This is a genomic window from Salmonella sp. NW722 (assembly GCF_051702785.1).
Lineage (GTDB): Bacteria > Pseudomonadota > Gammaproteobacteria > Enterobacterales > Enterobacteriaceae > Salmonella > Salmonella enterica.
Map to the genome: position 1 here is coordinate 528231 of NZ_JAMMIN010000002.1, position 17300 is coordinate 545530.

Annotated in this window: 16 protein-coding genes and 2 pseudogenes; 13 read left to right on the forward strand and 5 right to left on the reverse strand. The window is 55.2% G+C overall.

Annotated elements, in window-relative coordinates; genetic code table 11:
• Nucleotides 1-4: 4 nt before the first annotated feature.
• Both NA330_RS06835 and NA330_RS06840 read right to left on the reverse strand, forming a co-directional pair.
• Entirely contained in the window at nucleotides 5-1432 is a 1428-nt protein-coding gene (locus NA330_RS06835; RefSeq protein ID WP_000863168.1) for a non-oxidative hydroxyarylic acid decarboxylases subunit C, read from the reverse strand.
• On the reverse strand, nucleotides 1432-2025 hold the full coding sequence (locus NA330_RS06840; protein WP_001237180.1) for a non-oxidative hydroxyarylic acid decarboxylases subunit B: 594 nt from the start codon (nucleotides 2023-2025) through the stop codon (nucleotides 1432-1434). The genes NA330_RS06835 and NA330_RS06840 overlap by 1 nt, the downstream gene beginning before the upstream one ends.
• 170 nt (nucleotides 2026-2195) lie before the next feature.
• On the opposite strand from NA330_RS06840, the gene NA330_RS06845 reads away from it, so the two are divergent.
• Nucleotides 2196-2600: a MarR family winged helix-turn-helix transcriptional regulator gene (locus NA330_RS06845; RefSeq protein WP_000423338.1), complete on the forward strand. Its 405-nt coding sequence runs from the start codon at nucleotides 2196-2198 to the stop codon at nucleotides 2598-2600.
• An 18-nt stretch (nucleotides 2601-2618) separates the two neighbouring features.
• Here NA330_RS06845 and ygbI read toward each other — a convergent pair whose 3' ends face one another.
• The gene (ygbI, locus tag NA330_RS06850; RefSeq protein WP_000613179.1) at nucleotides 2619-3383 is read right to left on the reverse strand and encodes a DNA-binding transcriptional repressor YgbI; all 765 of its coding nucleotides are present in this window, start codon (nucleotides 3381-3383) and stop codon (nucleotides 2619-2621) included.
• A gap of 196 nt (nucleotides 3384-3579) precedes the next feature.
• Between ygbI and ltnD the strand changes: the two genes are divergently transcribed.
• Genes ltnD through NA330_RS06880 form a run of 6 tightly spaced genes read left to right on the forward strand, consistent with a single transcriptional unit; the run spans nucleotide 3580 to nucleotide 9658 of the window.
• Nucleotides 3580-4503 (forward strand): L-threonate dehydrogenase, encoded by a 924-nt coding sequence (ltnD, locus tag NA330_RS06855; RefSeq protein WP_000206958.1) that lies wholly within the window; start codon nucleotides 3580-3582, stop codon nucleotides 4501-4503.
• Complete coding sequence (otnK, locus tag NA330_RS06860; protein ID WP_023241750.1) at nucleotides 4497-5759, forward strand: 3-oxo-tetronate kinase; 1263 nt, start codon at nucleotides 4497-4499, stop codon at nucleotides 5757-5759. Before ltnD ends, otnK begins: the two co-directional genes overlap by 7 nt.
• Complete coding sequence (gene otnC / locus NA330_RS06865; protein WP_000153636.1) at nucleotides 5756-6394, forward strand: 3-oxo-tetronate 4-phosphate decarboxylase; 639 nt, start codon at nucleotides 5756-5758, stop codon at nucleotides 6392-6394. Before otnK ends, otnC begins: the two co-directional genes overlap by 4 nt.
• Before the next feature lie 4 nt (nucleotides 6395-6398).
• Nucleotides 6399-7175 (forward strand): HPr family phosphocarrier protein, encoded by a 777-nt coding sequence (locus tag NA330_RS06870; RefSeq protein WP_001136891.1) that lies wholly within the window; start codon nucleotides 6399-6401, stop codon nucleotides 7173-7175.
• A 39-nt stretch (nucleotides 7176-7214) separates the two neighbouring features.
• On the forward strand, nucleotides 7215-8165 hold the full coding sequence (gene denD / locus NA330_RS06875) for a D-erythronate dehydrogenase (protein WP_052894785.1): 951 nt from the start codon (nucleotides 7215-7217) through the stop codon (nucleotides 8163-8165).
• Nucleotides 8162-9658, forward strand: a complete 1497-nt coding sequence (locus NA330_RS06880; RefSeq protein ID WP_000202725.1) for a GntP family permease — start codon at nucleotides 8162-8164, stop codon at nucleotides 9656-9658. Before denD ends, NA330_RS06880 begins: the two co-directional genes overlap by 4 nt.
• A 41-nt stretch (nucleotides 9659-9699) precedes the next feature.
• Here the strand turns inward: NA330_RS06880 and NA330_RS06885 are convergent, their stop codons facing one another.
• Entirely contained in the window at nucleotides 9700-10632 is a 933-nt protein-coding gene (locus NA330_RS06885; RefSeq protein WP_072103202.1) for a LysR family transcriptional regulator, read from the reverse strand.
• 87 nt (nucleotides 10633-10719) lie between these two features.
• Here NA330_RS06885 and NA330_RS06890 point away from each other — a divergent pair, with 87 nt between their 5' ends.
• Together NA330_RS06890 and NA330_RS06895 are read left to right on the forward strand one after the other, a co-directional pair.
• Nucleotides 10720-11928, forward strand: coding sequence for an MFS transporter (locus NA330_RS06890; protein ID WP_023241753.1), 1209 nt, complete (start codon nucleotides 10720-10722; stop codon nucleotides 11926-11928).
• On the forward strand, nucleotides 11925-12305 hold the full coding sequence (locus NA330_RS06895; RefSeq protein WP_023214371.1) for a DUF4440 domain-containing protein: 381 nt from the start codon (nucleotides 11925-11927) through the stop codon (nucleotides 12303-12305). The genes NA330_RS06890 and NA330_RS06895 overlap by 4 nt, the downstream gene beginning before the upstream one ends.
• Nucleotides 12306-12360: 55 nt before the next feature.
• Here the strand turns inward: NA330_RS06895 and mutS are convergent, their stop codons facing one another.
• Nucleotides 12361-14928, reverse strand: coding sequence for a DNA mismatch repair protein MutS (gene mutS / locus NA330_RS06900; protein ID WP_001005807.1), 2568 nt, complete (start codon nucleotides 14926-14928; stop codon nucleotides 12361-12363).
• Between the two features lie 158 nt (nucleotides 14929-15086).
• Here mutS and NA330_RS06905 point away from each other — a divergent pair.
• The 4 genes and pseudogenes from NA330_RS06905 to NA330_RS06920 form a co-directional block, all read left to right on the forward strand.
• A pseudogene (locus NA330_RS06905) lies at nucleotides 15087-15485 on the forward strand (cytoplasmic protein); the annotation flags it as partial.
• Nucleotides 15486-15684: 199 nt separating this feature from the next.
• Nucleotides 15685-15915: pseudogene (locus NA330_RS06910) on the forward strand (hypothetical protein); the annotation flags it as partial.
• Between the two features lie 156 nt (nucleotides 15916-16071).
• Nucleotides 16072-16740 (forward strand): hypothetical protein, encoded by a 669-nt coding sequence (locus tag NA330_RS06915; protein WP_000445914.1) that lies wholly within the window; start codon nucleotides 16072-16074, stop codon nucleotides 16738-16740.
• Nucleotides 16741-16766: 26 nt separating this feature from the next.
• The gene (locus NA330_RS06920; protein WP_020899151.1) at nucleotides 16767-17261 is read left to right on the forward strand and encodes a hypothetical protein; all 495 of its coding nucleotides are present in this window, start codon (nucleotides 16767-16769) and stop codon (nucleotides 17259-17261) included.
• Nucleotides 17262-17300: the final 39 nt, after the last annotated feature.

The following is a 17300-nucleotide window of genomic DNA, read 5'->3' on the forward strand; positions in this document are numbered from 1 at the left end:
CTCCTTATTTACGGTTGGCCAGCATGGCGGTCAGCTTTTCAGCCCAGGCTTTAGTTTCCGGTAAATCAACAACCGGCTGGCTATAGTGACCACGGTTATCTGGCGCAACCGGCGTGGTGGCGTCAATGATCAGCTTGTCGGTAATCCCCGCCGGGCTTGAGCCCGGATCCAGTTCCAGGACGGACATATTCGGTAGCTGTACCAGATCGCCTGCCGGATTCACTTTCGACGACAACGCCCACATCACCTGTGGCAGATTGAATGGATCGACATCTTCATCGACCATGATCACCATCTTCACATATCCCAGACCGTGCGGCGTTGTCATCGCTCGCAGGCCCACCGCGCGGGCAAAGCCGCCGTAGCGTTTTTTGGTTGAGATGATGGCCAGCAGGCCGTGGGTGTACATGGCGTTTACCGCCTGCACTTCCGGAAATTCGGCTTTCAACTGTTGATACAGTGGCACGCAGGTCGCCGGCCCCATCAGGTAGTCGATTTCCGTCCACGGCATCCCCAAATAGAGCGATTCAAAAATGGGTTTGCTGCGATAAGAGACCTTATCGATACGCACCACGGTCATGTTGCGACCGCCGGAATAGTGGCCGGTAAATTCGCCGAACGGTCCTTCAATTTCACGTTTACGGCTTTCGATGACCCCTTCAAGAATGACTTCAGATCCCCACGGCACATCAAAACCGGTCAACGGCGCGGTGGCGATAGGATAGGGGCTTTCACGCAGCGCGCCTGCCATTTCATACTCTGACTGATCGTATTTCAGCGGCGTTGCGCCCATCAGGGTAATGATCGGATCGTTACCCAGCGTGATCGCAATCGGCAGATCTTCGCCACGCTCTTCGGCTTTGTGCAGGTGCAATGCGATATCATGCATCGGCACTGGTTGCAGACCCAGCTTACGCTTGCCTTTAACTTCCATACGGTAGATGCCGACATTCTGCTTGCCGAAGTTATCGGGATCGAGCGGATCGCGTGATACCACACAGGCTTTATCCAGATAGAATCCGCCGTCGCCGTCGTTCAGACGAAACAGCGGCAGGATATCAAACAGGTTGATCGCGTCGCCGTCGACGGTATTTTCCGCCCAGCCCGGATTCGCCCGTCGTTCCGGCGCTACCGGAAAATTGTCCCAGCGGCGAATAAATTCATCGATCTGTTTTTTAACCGGCGTGTTAGGCGGCAAACCCAGTGAGATGGCATGGTTCTGCCAGGAACCGATGGTATTCATCGCCACGCGGGCGTCGGTAAAACCACGAATATTGTCAAACCACAGCGCGGGCGCGCCATCGCCGATTCGTCCCGTTGCGTTGGCAGCGGCGGCGAGATCCGGCTCCGCATTCACTTCCTCGCTGATTTTCAGCAGTTGTCCCTGCTGATCCAGCGCATGTAAAAAACTGCGCAAATCATCAAATGCCATTATCCATTCTCCTGTGAAAAATTTGCTGCCTGTCGCAGTCCTTGCCAGCGACGCGCGCGCGTATGCTCCAGACCAAACTGGTCGAGAACGCGCGCTACGATATGCTGGATAATATCGTCAACGGTTTGCGGCAGGTTGTAGAACGCGGGCATGGGCGGCACTATCGCCACCCCCATACGAGAAAGCGCAAGCATGTTTTCCAGATGAATCGTGCTGAGCGGCATTTCCCGCGGCACAAGCACCAGCTTGCGACCCTCTTTCAACACGACATCGGCAGCGCGTCCCACCAGCCCCTCGGCATAGCCGGCGCGAACCCCCGCCAGTGTTTTCATACTGCAGGGGATAATAATCATGCCGTCGGTACGAAATGAGCCAGAGGAAATGGTCGCCGCCTGATCGGCCGGGCTATGACAATAATCTGCCAGGGCGGCTACCTCAGCGGGCGTGTAGGGCGTCTCCAGTTCAATAGTGGTTTTCGCCCACTTTGACATTACCAGATGCGTTTCAACATCAGGTATCGCCCGCAATGCCTGGAGTAGCTCGACGCCAAGCGGCGCGCCGGTCGCACCGGTCATCCCCACAATCAATCTCATTTCTTACCTCAAATATCGTTCGTATACGAACATTTTGATCAAAATACGCCCACACGGCCTTTGCGACAAGATCGCTTCCGACGCCTGCGCACGTTTAGCTAAAGCATTCGTCATTAAAAAACCGTGCATAAGTCGTTATGATAGAAAAAGTTAATTTATCCGGAGCGCTCATGGAGTTACGAAACACCGCGTTTCATCTGTTACGCCAACTTTTTCAGCAACATACCGCACGCTGGCAGCATGAACTACCGGAGCTCACCAAACCTCAATATGCGGTGATGCGCGTTATTGCTGAACATCCGGGTATTGAACAGGTCGATCTGACCGAAGCGGCGGTCAGCACTAAAGCGACGCTGGCGGAGATGTTAAGCCGGATGGAAAATCGTGGGCTGGTAAAGCGAGAAAACGATCCGCTGGATAAACGTCGGCGTTTTGTCTATCTCACCGTTCAGGGCCAAACGTTGCTCGCCGCCGCGATACCACTGGGGGATCGCGTTGACGATGAGTTTTTGGGGCGACTGAGCGCTGAAGAACGCGAACAGTTTACGCAACTGGTTCGCAAGATGATGACGTAAGCGGCTTGCGCCGCTTCGCTATTGTTTGGCCATCAGCAGTGAGATATCCACTTTAGCCAGCGCCCGAATTGCGCTTTCCGGCAGGCCGTCATCGGTGACGATTTGGTTGAATTCCGCCAGCGGTAACGCCAGCCATGTAGCTACCTGGCCGTATTTGGTCGCGTCGCACACCAGAATTTTTTGGCGGCTGGCGCTGGCGACGGCCCGTTTCACCGTGACTTTATCTTCTGCCGGCGTTGAAATACCGCGCACGCTCCAGGAAGAGGCGGAAATAAAGGCCTGGTCAATCATCAACCCGCGCAAAAGCGTCGCCGCGGCTTCACCGACGCACGACCGGTTTTCCCGGCATACCGCCCCGCCAGTGTGAATAATTGTGCAATCGCTATTGTCCATCAGGTAATCGGCGATAACGAAATCATTCGTCACCACCGTAAGTTTATTCATCGTAACCAGCTGCCTGGCGATCGCCAGCGTGGTAGTACCTGCATCAAGGTAGATACAGCTTTCTGGCTGTACCAGGCTGGCGGCCAGTTTGCCAATCGCCGCTTTCTGCGGCGTCGCCAGTTCGGTTTTGATCTGATGCGAGGGTTCGTGCGCCACGCGAGTCGATGATTGCACGCCGCCAGAGACCTGGATTACCGCGCCTTGCTGCTCCAGTTTTTGTAAATCACGGCGGATAGTCATGTGGGATACATGCATGCGCTCGGTCAGTTCAGCGATACTGACGATGCCTTTCTCCGCCACCATATCAAGAATGATTTGTCGACGCTCAGTAGGTATCAACGTCTGCTCCTTTCTTTAGTCCTGTCGCGATTTTACGCGATTTCTCGTCACAGCGTGTGAAGTTCTATGAGGATTGCCTTCACAAAAAATAACATATTTTGTTATTTTTTGTGAAACAACTCACCGCAATTGTTTACAAAAACGCCTATATTCACATAACAAAACATAATATCACGTAAATTAACATGGAGTGATAATGACAACAGGAACTGATTTTCATGTCGGCATTGTGGGGCTTGGCTCAATGGGAATGGGCGCTGCGCGTTCATGCCTGCGCGCCGGGCTTTCCACATGGGGGGCCGATCTTAACCCGCAAGCGTGCGCGAATCTGCTCGCTGAAGGGGCTTGTGGGGCTGCCGCCAGCGCCAGGGAGTTCGCCGGCGTCGTGGATGCGTTAGTCATTCTGGTCGTCAATGCCGCCCAGGTCAGACAGGTGTTATTCGGTGAGGATGGCGTCGCCCATCTGATGAAACCCGGAAGCGCGGTGATGGTTTCGTCCACGATCTCAAGCGCCGACGCGCAAGAGATCGCCGCGGCGTTGACGGCATTGAATCTTAACATGCTGGATGCGCCGGTTTCCGGCGGCGCGGTAAAAGCGGCGCAGGGCGAAATGACGGTGATGGCCTCCGGGAGCGAGGCGGCGTTTACCCGCCTGAAGCCTGTGCTGGACGCCGTTGCCAGCAACGTTTATCGCATCAGCGATACGCCGGGCGCAGGCTCAACCGTCAAAATCATTCATCAACTGCTGGCTGGCGTGCATATTGCGGCGGCGGCCGAAGCGATGGCGCTGGCCGCGCGGGCCGGTATTCCTCTGGACGTGATGTATGACGTCGTGACCCATGCCGCCGGCAACTCCTGGATGTTCGAAAACCGTATGCAGCATGTCGTTGACGGCGACTATACCCCGCGTTCGGCCGTCGACATTTTTGTCAAAGATTTGGGGCTGGTTGCCGACACGGCGAAAGCGCTGCGCTTCCCCTTACCGCTGGCCTCTACGGCGTTAAATATGTTCACCAGCGCCAGTAACGCCGGTTATGGCAAAGAGGATGACAGCGCTGTGATCAAAATTTTCTCGGGGATTACTCTGCCTGGCGTCACGCCTGAGGAGCCGTCATGTTAAAAATTGGCGTCATTGCCGATGATTTTACCGGCGCGACCGACATCGCCAGTTTTCTGGTCGAAAACGGGATGCCGACAGTGCAGATCAATGATGTCCCAACCGGGACGCAACCGGAAGGGTGCGACGCGGTGGTTATCAGCCTGAAAACCCGCTCATGCCCGGTGCAAGAGGCGATAAAACAATCGCTGGCGGCGCTGGTATGGCTAAAAAAACAGGGCTGCCAGCAAGTCTATTTCAAATATTGCTCGACTTTCGATAGTACCGCCGAAGGCAATATCGGCCCGGTCACCGACGCGCTGATGGTGGCGCTGGATACCTCATTTACCGTGATTTCTCCCGCGCTGCCGGTTAACGGACGCACGGTTTATCAGGGCTATCTGTTTGTCATGAACCACTTGCTGGCGGAGTCCGGTATGCGCCACCACCCTATCAATCCGATGACCGACAGCTACCTGCCGCGTCTGATGGAAGCGCAGGCGCAAGGGCGCTGCGGCGTTATTCCGGCTCAGACGCTTGATGAAGGCGTTGCCGCGACCCGTGCGGCGCTGTCGCGTTTACAGCAGGAAGGATATCGCTACGCGGTACTTGACGCGCTCAATGAGCGACACCTGGAAATCCAGGGCGAGGTTTTGCGTGATGCTCCGCTGGTGACCGGCGGTTCCGGGATGGCAATGGGGCTGGCGCGTCAGTGGGCGAAGCACGGCGTTTCTCAGGCCCGTTCCGCAGGCTATCCGCTGAGCGGTCGCGCGGTGGTGCTTTCCGGTTCCTGTTCGCAAATGACGAATCAGCAGGTGGCCTTCTATCGACAACATGCTCCCACACGCGACGTTGACGTGGCGCGCTGCCTGTCATCCGAGACGCGCGAGGCCTACGCTGAAGCGCTGGCGCAGTGGGTGCTCAGTCAGGACAGCGAACTGGCGCCAATGATTAGCGCCACCGCCTCCACGCAGGCGCTGGCCGCCATCCAGCAGCAATATGGCGCTACCGAAGCCAGCCATGCGGTAGAGGCGCTCTTTTCCCTGCTGGCCGCTCGCTTAGCGGAAGGCGGTATCACCCGGTTTATCGTGGCGGGCGGCGAAACCTCGGGCGTGGTGACGCAAAGCCTCGGTATTACCGGTTTTCACATCGGACCGTGCATTTCACCCGGCGTGCCGTGGGTCAACGCGCTCCATGCGCCAGTCTCGCTGGCGCTAAAGTCAGGTAATTTTGGCGATGAATCCTTTTTCATCCGCGCTCAAAGGGAGTTTCAGGTATGACGATACTGGCAAAAGAAGAGCACGCTTTGCGAGAAGAGATGGTCAGGATAGCCGCCTCGTTTTTCCAGCGCGGCTATGCCACCGGCTCGGCAGGCAACCTCTCGCTGTTACTGCCGGACGGCAATATTCTGGCGACGCCCACCGGTTCGTGTCTGGGTAATCTCGACCCGCAGCGGCTATCCAAAGTGGACCCGCAGGGCGAATGGCTCAGCGGCGATAAACCGTCTAAAGAGGTGCGTTTTCATCTGGCGTTGTATCGCAATAACCCTTGCTGCAAGGCCGTGGTACATCTGCACAGCACCTGGTCAACGGCGCTTTCCTGTCTCGAAGGGCTGGACCCGCAAAATGTGATTCGCCCGTTTACCCCCTATGTGGTGATGCGGATGGGGGACATTCCTCTGGTTCCCTACTATCGCCCGGGGGATGACCGAATTGCTCGCGATTTGGCTGCGCTGGCGGCCCGGCATCAGGCCTTTTTACTGGCTAATCATGGGCCGGTCGTGTGCGGGGAGAATTTGCAGGAAGCCGCTAATAATACCGAGGAGCTGGAAGAGACGGCAAAGCTGATTTTTATCCTTGGCGAACGCCCGATTCGTTATTTAACCACCGAAGAAATTGCGCAGTTAAGGAGATAACCCGATGCCGCGTTTTGCCGCCAATTTGTCGATGATGTTTACCGAAGCGCCGTTTATCGAGCGTTTTGCCGCTGCTGCCGAAGCCGGTTTTCAGGCCGTTGAGTTTCTGTTCCCCTACGGCTTTGCCGCCAGCGAGATTAAAGCCCAGCTATCGCGTCATGATCTGACGCTGGCGCTGTTTAATACTTCGGCGGGCGATACCGCGGCGGGCGAGTGGGGACGTGCCGCGCTACCGGGGCGCGAACACGACGCGCGCGCCGATATCGATCTGGCTCTGGAATACGCTTTGGCGCTGGAATGCGAGCAGGTTCACATCATGGCGGGCGTAGTGCCGGATGGCGCTGATGGCGCACGTTATCGCGCCACGTTTATCGATAATTTGCGTTATGCCGCCGACCGGTTTGCCGCCCACGATAAACGTATTTTGATCGAAGCGCTGAGTCCCGGCGTTAAACCCGGCTACCTCTTTTCCAGCCAATATCAGGCGCTGGGCATCGCAGAAGAGGTTGACCGCCCGAATGTGTTCATCCAGCTCGACACTTTCCACGCACAAAAAGTGGATGGCAATTTGAGTCACCTGATTCGCGAGTATGCGGGCCGCTATGCCCATGTACAAATCGCCTCGCTACCGGACAGACATGAACCGGATGATGGCGAGATCAACTACCCGTGGCTGTTCCGGCTGTTCGATGACGTAGGTTATCGCGGCTGGATAGGCTGCGAATACCAACCACGGAATACCACTCAGGACGGGCTTGGCTGGTTTAACGCCTGGCGCTAACCCTGAACTACCCTACACAACAATAAAGAGGACATCCGGATGCAGATTATCATTACCGGCGGGGGCGGCTTTTTAGGCCAGAAACTCGCAAGCGCCTTATTAAACTCATCGCTGGCGTTTAACGAACTGCTTCTTGTTGATTTAAAAATGCCTGCACGGTTATCAGATTCCCCTCGTTTACGCTGCCTGGAAGCTGACTTAACCCAGCCGGGCGTGCTGGAGAGTGTGATTACCGCTAATACCTCTGTTGTTTATCATCTCGCTGCGATTGTCAGCAGGCATGCGGAAGACGATTTCGATCTGGGATGGAAAGTTAACCTGGATCTTACCCGCCAGTTACTTGAGGCGTGTCGTCGACAATCGCAGAAAATTCGTTTTGTCTTCTCCAGCTCGCTTGCCGTTTATGGCGGTACGCTGCCGGAATGCGTCACCGATACCACCGCGCTCACGCCGCGCTCGTCTTATGGCGCGCAGAAGGCTGCCTGTGAACTGTTGGTCAACGACTATACCCGCAAAGGCTATGTGGATGGGCTGGCGCTGCGTTTGCCGACGATCTGTGTTCGCCCGGGTAAACCAAACCGCGCCGCTTCTTCTTTTGTCAGTGCGATTATTCGTGAACCGTTGCAGGGCGAGACGACCATCTGCCCGGTATCGGAAAGTTTGCGGCTGTGGATTTCCAGCCCGGCGACGGTGATCCATAACCTGTCGCTGGCCGCAACGTTACCCGCGCCTGGCGAGGCGAGCAGCATCAACTTACCGGGGATCAGCGTAACCGTGGGCGAGATGCTGGAAACGTTGCGTCAGGCGGGCGGTCAGGCGGCGCGCGATCGGGTTACGCATCAGCGCGACGAAGGCGTCGAGAAAATTGTCGCCTCCTGGCCGGGACGTATCGATAACCAGCGTGCGCTGGCGTTAGGTTTTGTCGCCGATAAACGCTTCGATGACATTATCGAACGCTTTCGACAAGATGATATGGAGGGGAGGTCATGACAAGTTTACCGACCCCAATTATCGGCCTGATCGTTGCCGTTTTCGTGCTGGTATGGCTGGTGTTACGCACCCGTGTTCATGCGCTGATCGCGATGCTGGCGGCGGCCTGTATCGCCGGTCTGTTGGGGGGAATGGGCATTGATAAAACGCTCTCTGTCATCACAAGCGGATTCGGTACAACGCTGGGCAGCATTGGCCTGGTGATTGGTCTCGGCGTAATGATGGGGCGCTTGCTGGAGGTTTCCGGCGCGGCGGAGCGTATCGCCTGGAGCTTTATCAAATGGCTGGGGAAACGCCGTGAAGAGTGGGCGCTGGCAATCACGGGTTATATTGTCAGCATCCCCATTTTCGTCGATTCCGCTTTTGTCATTCTTTATCCGGTGGCGAAAGCGCTGGCGAAAAGCGGTAAACGTTCGCTACTGACGCTGGGCGTCGCGCTGGCGGGCGGGCTGGTGGTCACTCACCATACGGTACCTCCCACGCCCGGTCCGCTGGGGGTAGCCGGGATTTTTAACGTCGACATCGGCGCAATGTTATTGACCGGGATGGCGCTGGCGGTGCCCTGTGTGATCGGCATTGTGTTCTATGCGCAGTGGCTGGATAAACGCTACCCTGATTTCGTGCCGCGCACGCTGAACGCCGATGAAGTCAATGCCGCGCTGGAGCAGTACAATAAAGAGAAAGAGCAAAAGGATCTGCCGAGCCTGACGCTCTCTCTGCTGCCTATTGTGGTGCCGATCGTGCTGATCTTCCTGAAGGCTATCTGTTCCACCCTCGCCACTGTAGAAGGATGGTCCGGCCTGGCGACGCATCCGGTGGTACAGGCAATCAACTTTGTGGGAAGCCCAGTGATCGCGTTGGCCATCAGCGTTCTGCTGGCGGTGTATACGCTGGTGCCGCGCATGGATAAACATACCACCGCAGAGCGTCTGGAAGAGGGCTTGCAAAGCGCCGGGATTATCTTACTGGTCACGGGCGCTGGCGGCGCGTTGGGCGCAATCCTGCGCGATAGCGGCGCGGGGCAACAGCTGGCGGAGCAGGTTGCCAACCTGCCGATCTCGCCGATCCTGATCCCGTTTATCGTGGCGACGCTGGTACGCCTGATTCAGGGATCGGGGACGGTGGCGATGATCACTGCCGCCTCGATTTCCGCGCCGATCCTGGCGCAGATCCCCGGCATCAATATGTTGCTTGCCGCTCAGGCCGCAACGATGGGGTCGCTGTTCTTCGGCTACTTCAACGATAGCCTGTTCTGGGTGGTTAACCGCATGATGGGCGTCTCTGATGTCAAACAGCAGATGGTGGTTTGGTCTGTACCGACGACCATTGCCTGGGCGATTGGCGGCACCGGCGTGGCGCTGATTAACCTGCTGTTCGGTTCCGGCGGTAGTTGGCTCGATCCGTTACTGCCGATTGTTGTTCTGGCGGCAATTATGCTGTGGGTGCGTTGGCAGGCGCAGGGGATCAAAGACAAGCTGGTAGTTAAGGATTAAGACAGTATTATCCGTCCGGGAGCGCAATGCTCCCGGACTGGCTACGATGATGGGGCGTGCTCCCCGCAATCCCATTGCGAACGTAAAAAATCAATAAATGCGCGTACTTTTGTCGATACATGGCGGGCGTCCGGGTAAACGGCATAAATGCCCTGACGGGGAAAATGATAGTCGGGTAACAGGTGAATTAACGTTCCATCCTCCAGTGCGGTGTTGACTAACCATTGCGGCAGTAATGCGACGCCGCTTCCCGCGAGAGCGAAGGCCATCAGCGAGCGCGCGCTGTCGACAGAAATTTTTCCGGCTTTGCTTATCTCCAGGCGTGAGTGTTGGCCATGATTATTCGTTACTGTCCACCGTAGCGGCGTAGGTAATCGCTCATGAATAATCCATTCCGCCTGGGCCAACGACTCCAGTGATGAAACAGGGTTGCGGGCGAGCCACTGCGGCGCGGCGACCGGCAGAATGGTAAAGCGGGATATCAGCGCGGCGCGATAGCGGGAGTCCGCCAGCGAGCCAAGCCGAATCGCCACATCAAAGCGCTCGGCAATTAAATCGGCATGATGTGATGAGGACATATGCCGAATACGGAGATCGGGATGGCGCTGACTAAACTGCGCCAGTACCGGAATGACCACCTGTTCGCCAAACTCGGGCGTAGTGGTAATACGTAACTCGCCGCCCAGCCCACTATGGCTGGCACGCACTTCATCCTGCAAATTTTTCGCGGCATTGAGTAAATTCACGCCTTTTTGGTAAAAGAGGACGCCGGCGTCTGTGAGCGTCAATCGTCGGGTGGAACGTAGCAGTAACGTTACGCCAAGCTCTTTTTCAAGCTGCCGAATATTAAAACTCACTACCGCTTTTGTTTGGCCCGATGCGGCGGCGGCGGCCGTGAAGCTGCCGCTATCTACCACGGCGATAAACAGCGACATACGCTGCAAATTGAGCATGGCGAGCTCCTTTACTGTCAAAATTATTTTGACAGTATATCGTTGAAGCGCGGACTTATCTGGCTTTCTCCGGACGGCTACATTAGCGCCTCTGACGGAGGATGCATAATGACGTATCGCAGTAAAGTGGCAGTGGTTTACCTGCTCGGCTTCTTTCTTGATCTGATTAATCTGTTTATTGCCAGCGTGGCTTTTCCTGCGATGTCCGTGGATCTGCATACGTCCATATCGGCGCTGGCATGGGTGAGTAACGGTTATATCGCAGGATTAACGCTGATCGTTCCGTTTAGCGCGTTTCTTTCGCGTTATCTCGGCGCACGACGGCTGATCATATTTTCGCTCATTCTGTTTAGCGTTGCCGCCGCTGCCGCAGGTTTTGCCGATTCCTTACACAGCCTTGTTTTCTGGCGTATTGTGCAGGGGGCGGGCGGTGGCTTATTGATCCCGGTTGGTCAGGCGTTAACCTGGCAACAGTTTAAACCGCATGAACGCGCTGGCGTGTCATCGGTTGTCATGATGGTGGCGCTACTGGCGCCGGCATGTTCGCCTGCGATTGGTGGGCTGCTGGTGGAAACGTGCGGCTGGCGCTGGATATTCTTTGCCACGCTGCCGGTGGCCGTTCTCACTTTATTGCTCGCTTATTGTTGGCTGAACGCCGCGTCGACGACAATGGCGTCAGCAAGATTGCTCCATCTGCCGTTGTTGACGGACAGGCTGCTGCGTTTTGCCATGATCGTCTATCTGTGCGTACCGGGTATGTTCATTGGTATCAGCGTGGTCGGGATGTTTTATCTACAGAACGTCGCGCAGCTATCGCCTGCGGCGGCGGGGGCGCTGATGCTCCCCTGGTCGATCGCTTCATTTGTCGCCATTATGTTTACCGGACGTTACTTCAATCGGCTTGGGCCGCGTCCGCTGATTATCGTCGGCTGTCTTCTTCAGGCCGCAGGGATACTGCTTTTAACTAACGTTACGCCTGCGACATCGCACCGTGTACTGATGATGATATTCGCCTTAATGGGCGCTGGCGGCAGTTTGTGCAGCAGTACCGCGCAGAGTGGCGCTTTCCTGACTATTGCTCGCCGGGACATGCCTGACGCCAGCGCGCTATGGAATCTTAATCGTCAGCTCAGCTTTTTCCTTGGCGCGACGCTGTTGACGCTGCTGTTAAACGCGCTCCAGCGCGTTATGTCGCTTGAGGTTGCTTATCGCTGGACCTTTATTGCCGCCGCCGGTATCACCCTGCTGCCCCTTATTTACGCTGTCTGTCTAAACAATAGACAGGCGCTTCTGTGCCTGAAAAAGGAAAGATCATGAATCCATATAAAGAAGAAATTATTCACGCCCATGCGGCGATTGAGAACTGGCTTAGTAAGGGGGTGGGTAGCCTGGAGGCGTTGATAGCGCGTTTTGCTGTTGATTTTACGATGATAACGCCAGGAGGTATTTGTCTGGATTATCCGGCGCTGGGCGCTTTTTTCCAGGCGCAGCGCGCGTGTCGCCCGGGGCTGGTTATCGTGGTTGAGCACATTGACTTTGTGGCGGAGTGGCCGGAAGGTGCCGCGCTGCGTTATCGTGAGCGCCAGCAACTGCCGGGCCAGGCCGAGACGGTACGCTGGTCGACGGTTATTTTAAAAAGGGAAAGAGGACGGATAGTCTGGCGTCATTTACACGAAACGACAGTCACAGTCTGAAAAGCCTGTTCCGGCGCGTGGGCCCGATAACGCGCCGCTATCGGGCCCGACACGTTTACACCAGACTTTTCAGCCGATAGATCCACTCCAGCGCCTGGCGTGGCGTCAGGGAGTCCGGATCGAGATTCTCCAGCGCTTCAACGGCAGGCGATGTCTCCTCCGGGGCCGCAAGCAACGACATTTGCGTGCCGTCCACCTGCGTTGCCGCCGCATTGGGCGAGATGCTTTCCAGCTCGCGGAGTTTTTGGCGCGCGCGTTTGATGACTTCTTTAGGGACGCCCGCAAGCGCCGCGACCGCCAGGCCATAGCTCTTACTTGCCGCGCCGTCCTGCACGCTGTGCATAAACGCGATAGTATCGCCGTGTTCCAGCGCATCCAGGTGGACGTTCGCCACGCCTTCCATTTTCTCCGGTAATTGGGTCAGCTCGAAGTAGTGGGTAGCGAACAGCGTTAACGCTTTAATCTTATTCGCGAGATTCTCCGCGCAGGCCCAGGCCAACGACAGCCCGTCATACGTGGAGGTACCGCGCCCGATTTCATCCATCAATACCAGACTGTTTTCCGTGGCATTATGCAGAATGTTCGCGGTTTCGGTCATCTCCACCATAAAGGTCGAACGCCCGGAGGCCAGGTCGTCCGCTGCGCCGACGCGGGTAAAAATACGGTCGATGGGGCCGATTTCCACGTTTTGCGCCGGAACGTAACTGCCGATATAGGCCAGCAGGGCGATCAATGCCGTTTGCCGCATATAGGTACTTTTACCGCCCATATTGGGGCCGGTAATGATCAACATCCGGCGCTGCGGCGACAGGTTGAGCGGGTTAGCGATAAACGGCTCATTCAGTACCTGTTCAACCACCGGGTGGCGACCTTCGGTAATACGGATACCTGGTTTATCGGTAAATGTCGGGCAGGTGTAATTCAGCGTCCAGGCGCGTTCGGCCAGGTTAACCAGCACATCCAGCTCCGCCAGCGCGTTGGCGCTCTGCTGTAAATCGGCCAGATGCGGCAACAGCAGATCAAACAATTCGTCATATAGCTGTTTTTCCAGCGCCAGCGCTTTGCCTTTCGAGGTCAGAACTTTATCTTCGTACTCTTTAAGCTCAGGAATAATGTAGCGTTCGGCATTTTTCAGCGTCTGGCGACGCACATAATTGATGGGCGCCAGATGGCTTTGACCACGGCTAATCTGAATGTAATAACCATGTACCGCGTTATAGCCGACTTTCAGCGTATCCAGCCCGGTACGCTCGCGTTCGCGAATTTCCAGACGATCGAGATAATCGGTGGCACCGTCCGCCAGCGCGCGCCATTCATCCAGCTCTTCATGGTAGCCGGGCGCAATAACGCCGCCGTCGCGGACCAGTACCGGCGGCGCGTCAATAATGGCGCGTTCCAGGAGGTCGCGCAGCTCGGCGAAATCGCCCATTTTTTTACGCAACGCCTGTACCGGCGCGCTGTCAACGGTTTCAAGCTGAGCGTGCAATTCCGGCAACTGCTGGAAGGCGTGACGCATTCGGGCGAGATCGCGCGGACGCGCGGTGCGCAGCGCCAGACGCGCAAGGATACGCTCCAGATCGCCGACCTGACGCAGCACCGGTTGCAGTTCGCTGACGGTGTCCTGCAAGGCGCCGATGGTCTGCTGGCGTTCACGTAATATGTCGGTATTTCGTACCGGCATATGCAGCCAGCGTTTAAGCATTCGGCTACCCATTGGCGTCACGGTACAGTCAAGCACCGCGGCGAGGGTATTTTCGACACCACCGGCCAGGTTCTGGGTAATTTCCAGATTGCGGCGGGTTGCGGCATCCATAATGATGCTGTCCTGCTGGCGTTCCATCGTAATGGAACGAATATGCGGCAGGGAGGTGCGCTGGGTATCTTTTACGTACTGTAACAGGCAGCCTGCCGCACATAATCCACGCGAGGCATTTTCGACGCCGAAACCGACCAGATCCCGCGTACCGAATTGCAGATTTAACTGCTGGCGGGCGGTATCAATCTCAAACTCCCACAACGGGCGACGGCGCAGACCCCGGCGTCCCTCTATTAACGCCATTTCAGCAAAATCTTCGGCATACAACAGTTCGGCGGGATTGGTGCGCTGCAGCTCTGCGGCCATCGTTTCACGGTCGGCGGGTTCGCTCAGACGAAAGCGCCCGGAGCTGATATCCAGCGTGGCGTAACCGTAGCCTTTACCATCCTGCCAGATAGCCGCCAGCAGGTTATCCTGACGCTCCTGTAACAGGGCTTCATCGCTGATGGTGCCAGGCGTAACGATACGCACGACCTTACGTTCAACGGGACCTTTGCTGGTGGCCGGATCGCCAATCTGTTCGCAAATAGCGACGGATTCGCCCTGATTGACCAGTTTCGCGAGGTAGTTTTCTACGGCGTGGTGCGGGATACCCGCCATAGGGATAGGTTCGCCAGCCGATGCGCCGCGTTTGGTCAGCGAAATATCGAGCAACTGCGACGCACGCTTTGCGTCGTCATAAAACAGCTCGTAAAAGTCTCCCATACGATAAAAGAGCAGGATCTCCGGATGCTGGGCTTTCAGCTTGAGATACTGCTGCATCATCGGGGTGTGGTTGGAGAAGTCCTTATCAAATGACTCATTCATATTGATTTTACTCGTTTTTTTATTCTTTCAAGTGCTCATGTGGCCCCAGGTAAAACCCTTATAAACTCACATAAACCCATAAATTTGTAGCTCACCTGTAGCCTAAAATGTGACAGGTTACATTCTCATCATTCCTGGACTACAACAGGGGTGATACTTTGAAAACAACTCTCAGCCAGCCTTTCATTATCAACAAGTTAAGTATCAATGTTAAGCCTGCACTCAGTCGCTCTGGAAAAATCGTTTTCGAAGCTAACCCAGCTCAAAAACTCTACACTGTTTTCGATGACCACAGAGAAGCTCCTGCTGGTTTCGGGGTAAAAGCCAGTTTGACGAAAAAAACCTACGTAATCCAGCGAAGAGTAGCCTCGTCAGATCGTAATGTCAGTGAGGGTAGGAAGCCAAGTTCTGTCTTGAAAGTAAAAGTTGGAAATGTGTTCGATTTTCCAAATATTGACGAAACAAGGCAAGGTGCCAGGCAATTAGTTCAGACCATGCTCGCAACAAAGAGAAATCCCAATAAAATTAAGAGGGAAACGGATGCTTCCAAACTCAAAATGAGACTGTAATTAAAATTGTGTAATTGCCTGATTTTGATATGTTCGATTCAACATCAAAAGCTGGTTGCTTTATGGACGAAAAACAGTTGCAGGCTCTGGCTAATGCACTGGCCAAAATCTCAAAATACCTGAAGATCTCAGCCCGTTCGATCGTCTGCTGAAGAAAAACCAGACCCGCATTTCCGGCATAGATAATCAACATGCTATTAAAAAGCGTACGGTGTTTCCGACGGACGAGTCAGTGAAAAAGGTCGTGTGACTGGCAATTCAGGCCGACATCCGAAAATGGACAATGTCGCTAAGGGACTGGCTCATGACAACGAGTCGCTTTATTATCACGCTCGGGTTCGGTAGCCGCCTGGACGTTCACTTCCGAGAAAGGCATTTACACCGAATGGTGTATAGGCTCGTGGTTGGTCTTCGGTGAGAGGCAGGATGTCTCTCATTAATCTCCGGGAGCGTACAATAGTTGCTCCGGCAGCCTGAAGGATGAAGTGTATATAACCTAAAACATAACGGATATAGCTTCCTTACTCAACCTGACGTAATACGCCGACAGTAAAATCAGGGATACCATACCATCATGGAAAGTCGTCAATACACCCGGCATCTTTCGCTTTCGGAGCTGAAATGGTTTGCTATCGGGATCGGTTTTTTTATTCTCAGCATAGCAACAGCCACCGTGAATTATCGGCTTTCCGGTATATCGCTACTGGTGGGCCTGTTGTTTATCATCTGGAAATTCAGCGTCACAGTTCTGTTTCTGTTTACGCCGCGCAGGATGACGTTAACCGAAACCGCGTTGCAGGCCGGGCATCGGGTTATCCATTACGATGCGCTTGAATCAATGCGTCTGCTCCACCAATCCGACAAACTCATCTTGCGCCACAGTGGCGGCAAGAAGTACGTCATCTACCTTGATTTCTGGAACGATGGCAACGGAATTTACGACCGACTGGCTGCTGAACTTGTCCGGCGACACGGTTCTGCGCTGGGGGCGCGCCTCGCCGCCGATGGACGTCTTAAATTCGGCAAAGTGACCGCGCTGGCGGATCGGCTTGAACACAAAAACCGGGCGGTGCCGTATGCGCAGATCGCCAGTATTCGCACCCAGCGCGAGGAGGGGGCTGGCAGTTCAATGAGCTATCTGATGATTAGCACCGCTACGGGCCGGATCTGCAAAATCGACCGCTCCACTATCGTCAATGAGCCGCTGCTGCTCAACTTTCTTTCCCAGCGTTTACCCGCCTGACGACATTTTTATACAAGGATGAATCAATGGAACTGTACGTATCAAAAACCAGCCAGCAAAACATGCCTGTGGAGTTCAATATCTATTATTCCAGATCTAAAACGTTGGTTGGTATTGTGTTCTGGATTTGTATGATGGGAGTTTTTATTGCGCTGGCGGTGAATATGGCCACCGATCCCGAGGAGCCCAAAACTGGCGGTGCCGTCTTTATGGGACTTATTTGTTGCGGCAGTCTGTTATTTATTGTGCGCCTGGCTCGCTCATTTTTAAGCGCGGCAAAGCCGGCAGTCACCATCAGTCGTGAAGGTATTCGCTTCTGTAATGGCAAATTCGCGGCCTGGACAAATATCGCCGAAAACACCTGGCATTCACAGAGCATTAACTTCATCCCGGCCGCCGCCGGTATTAAGATTGTGTTGCATGAAGGCAAGCCGATCCATTTCGCCACCACGGTTATTGCGCTTTCTTCCGATAGGTATCTTGAGATGTGCGATCTTTACTCGTCTCAGGCGCTCGAGTAACTACCTGCGTCGGATTACGGCTTCGTTTTTTTGGCCTGC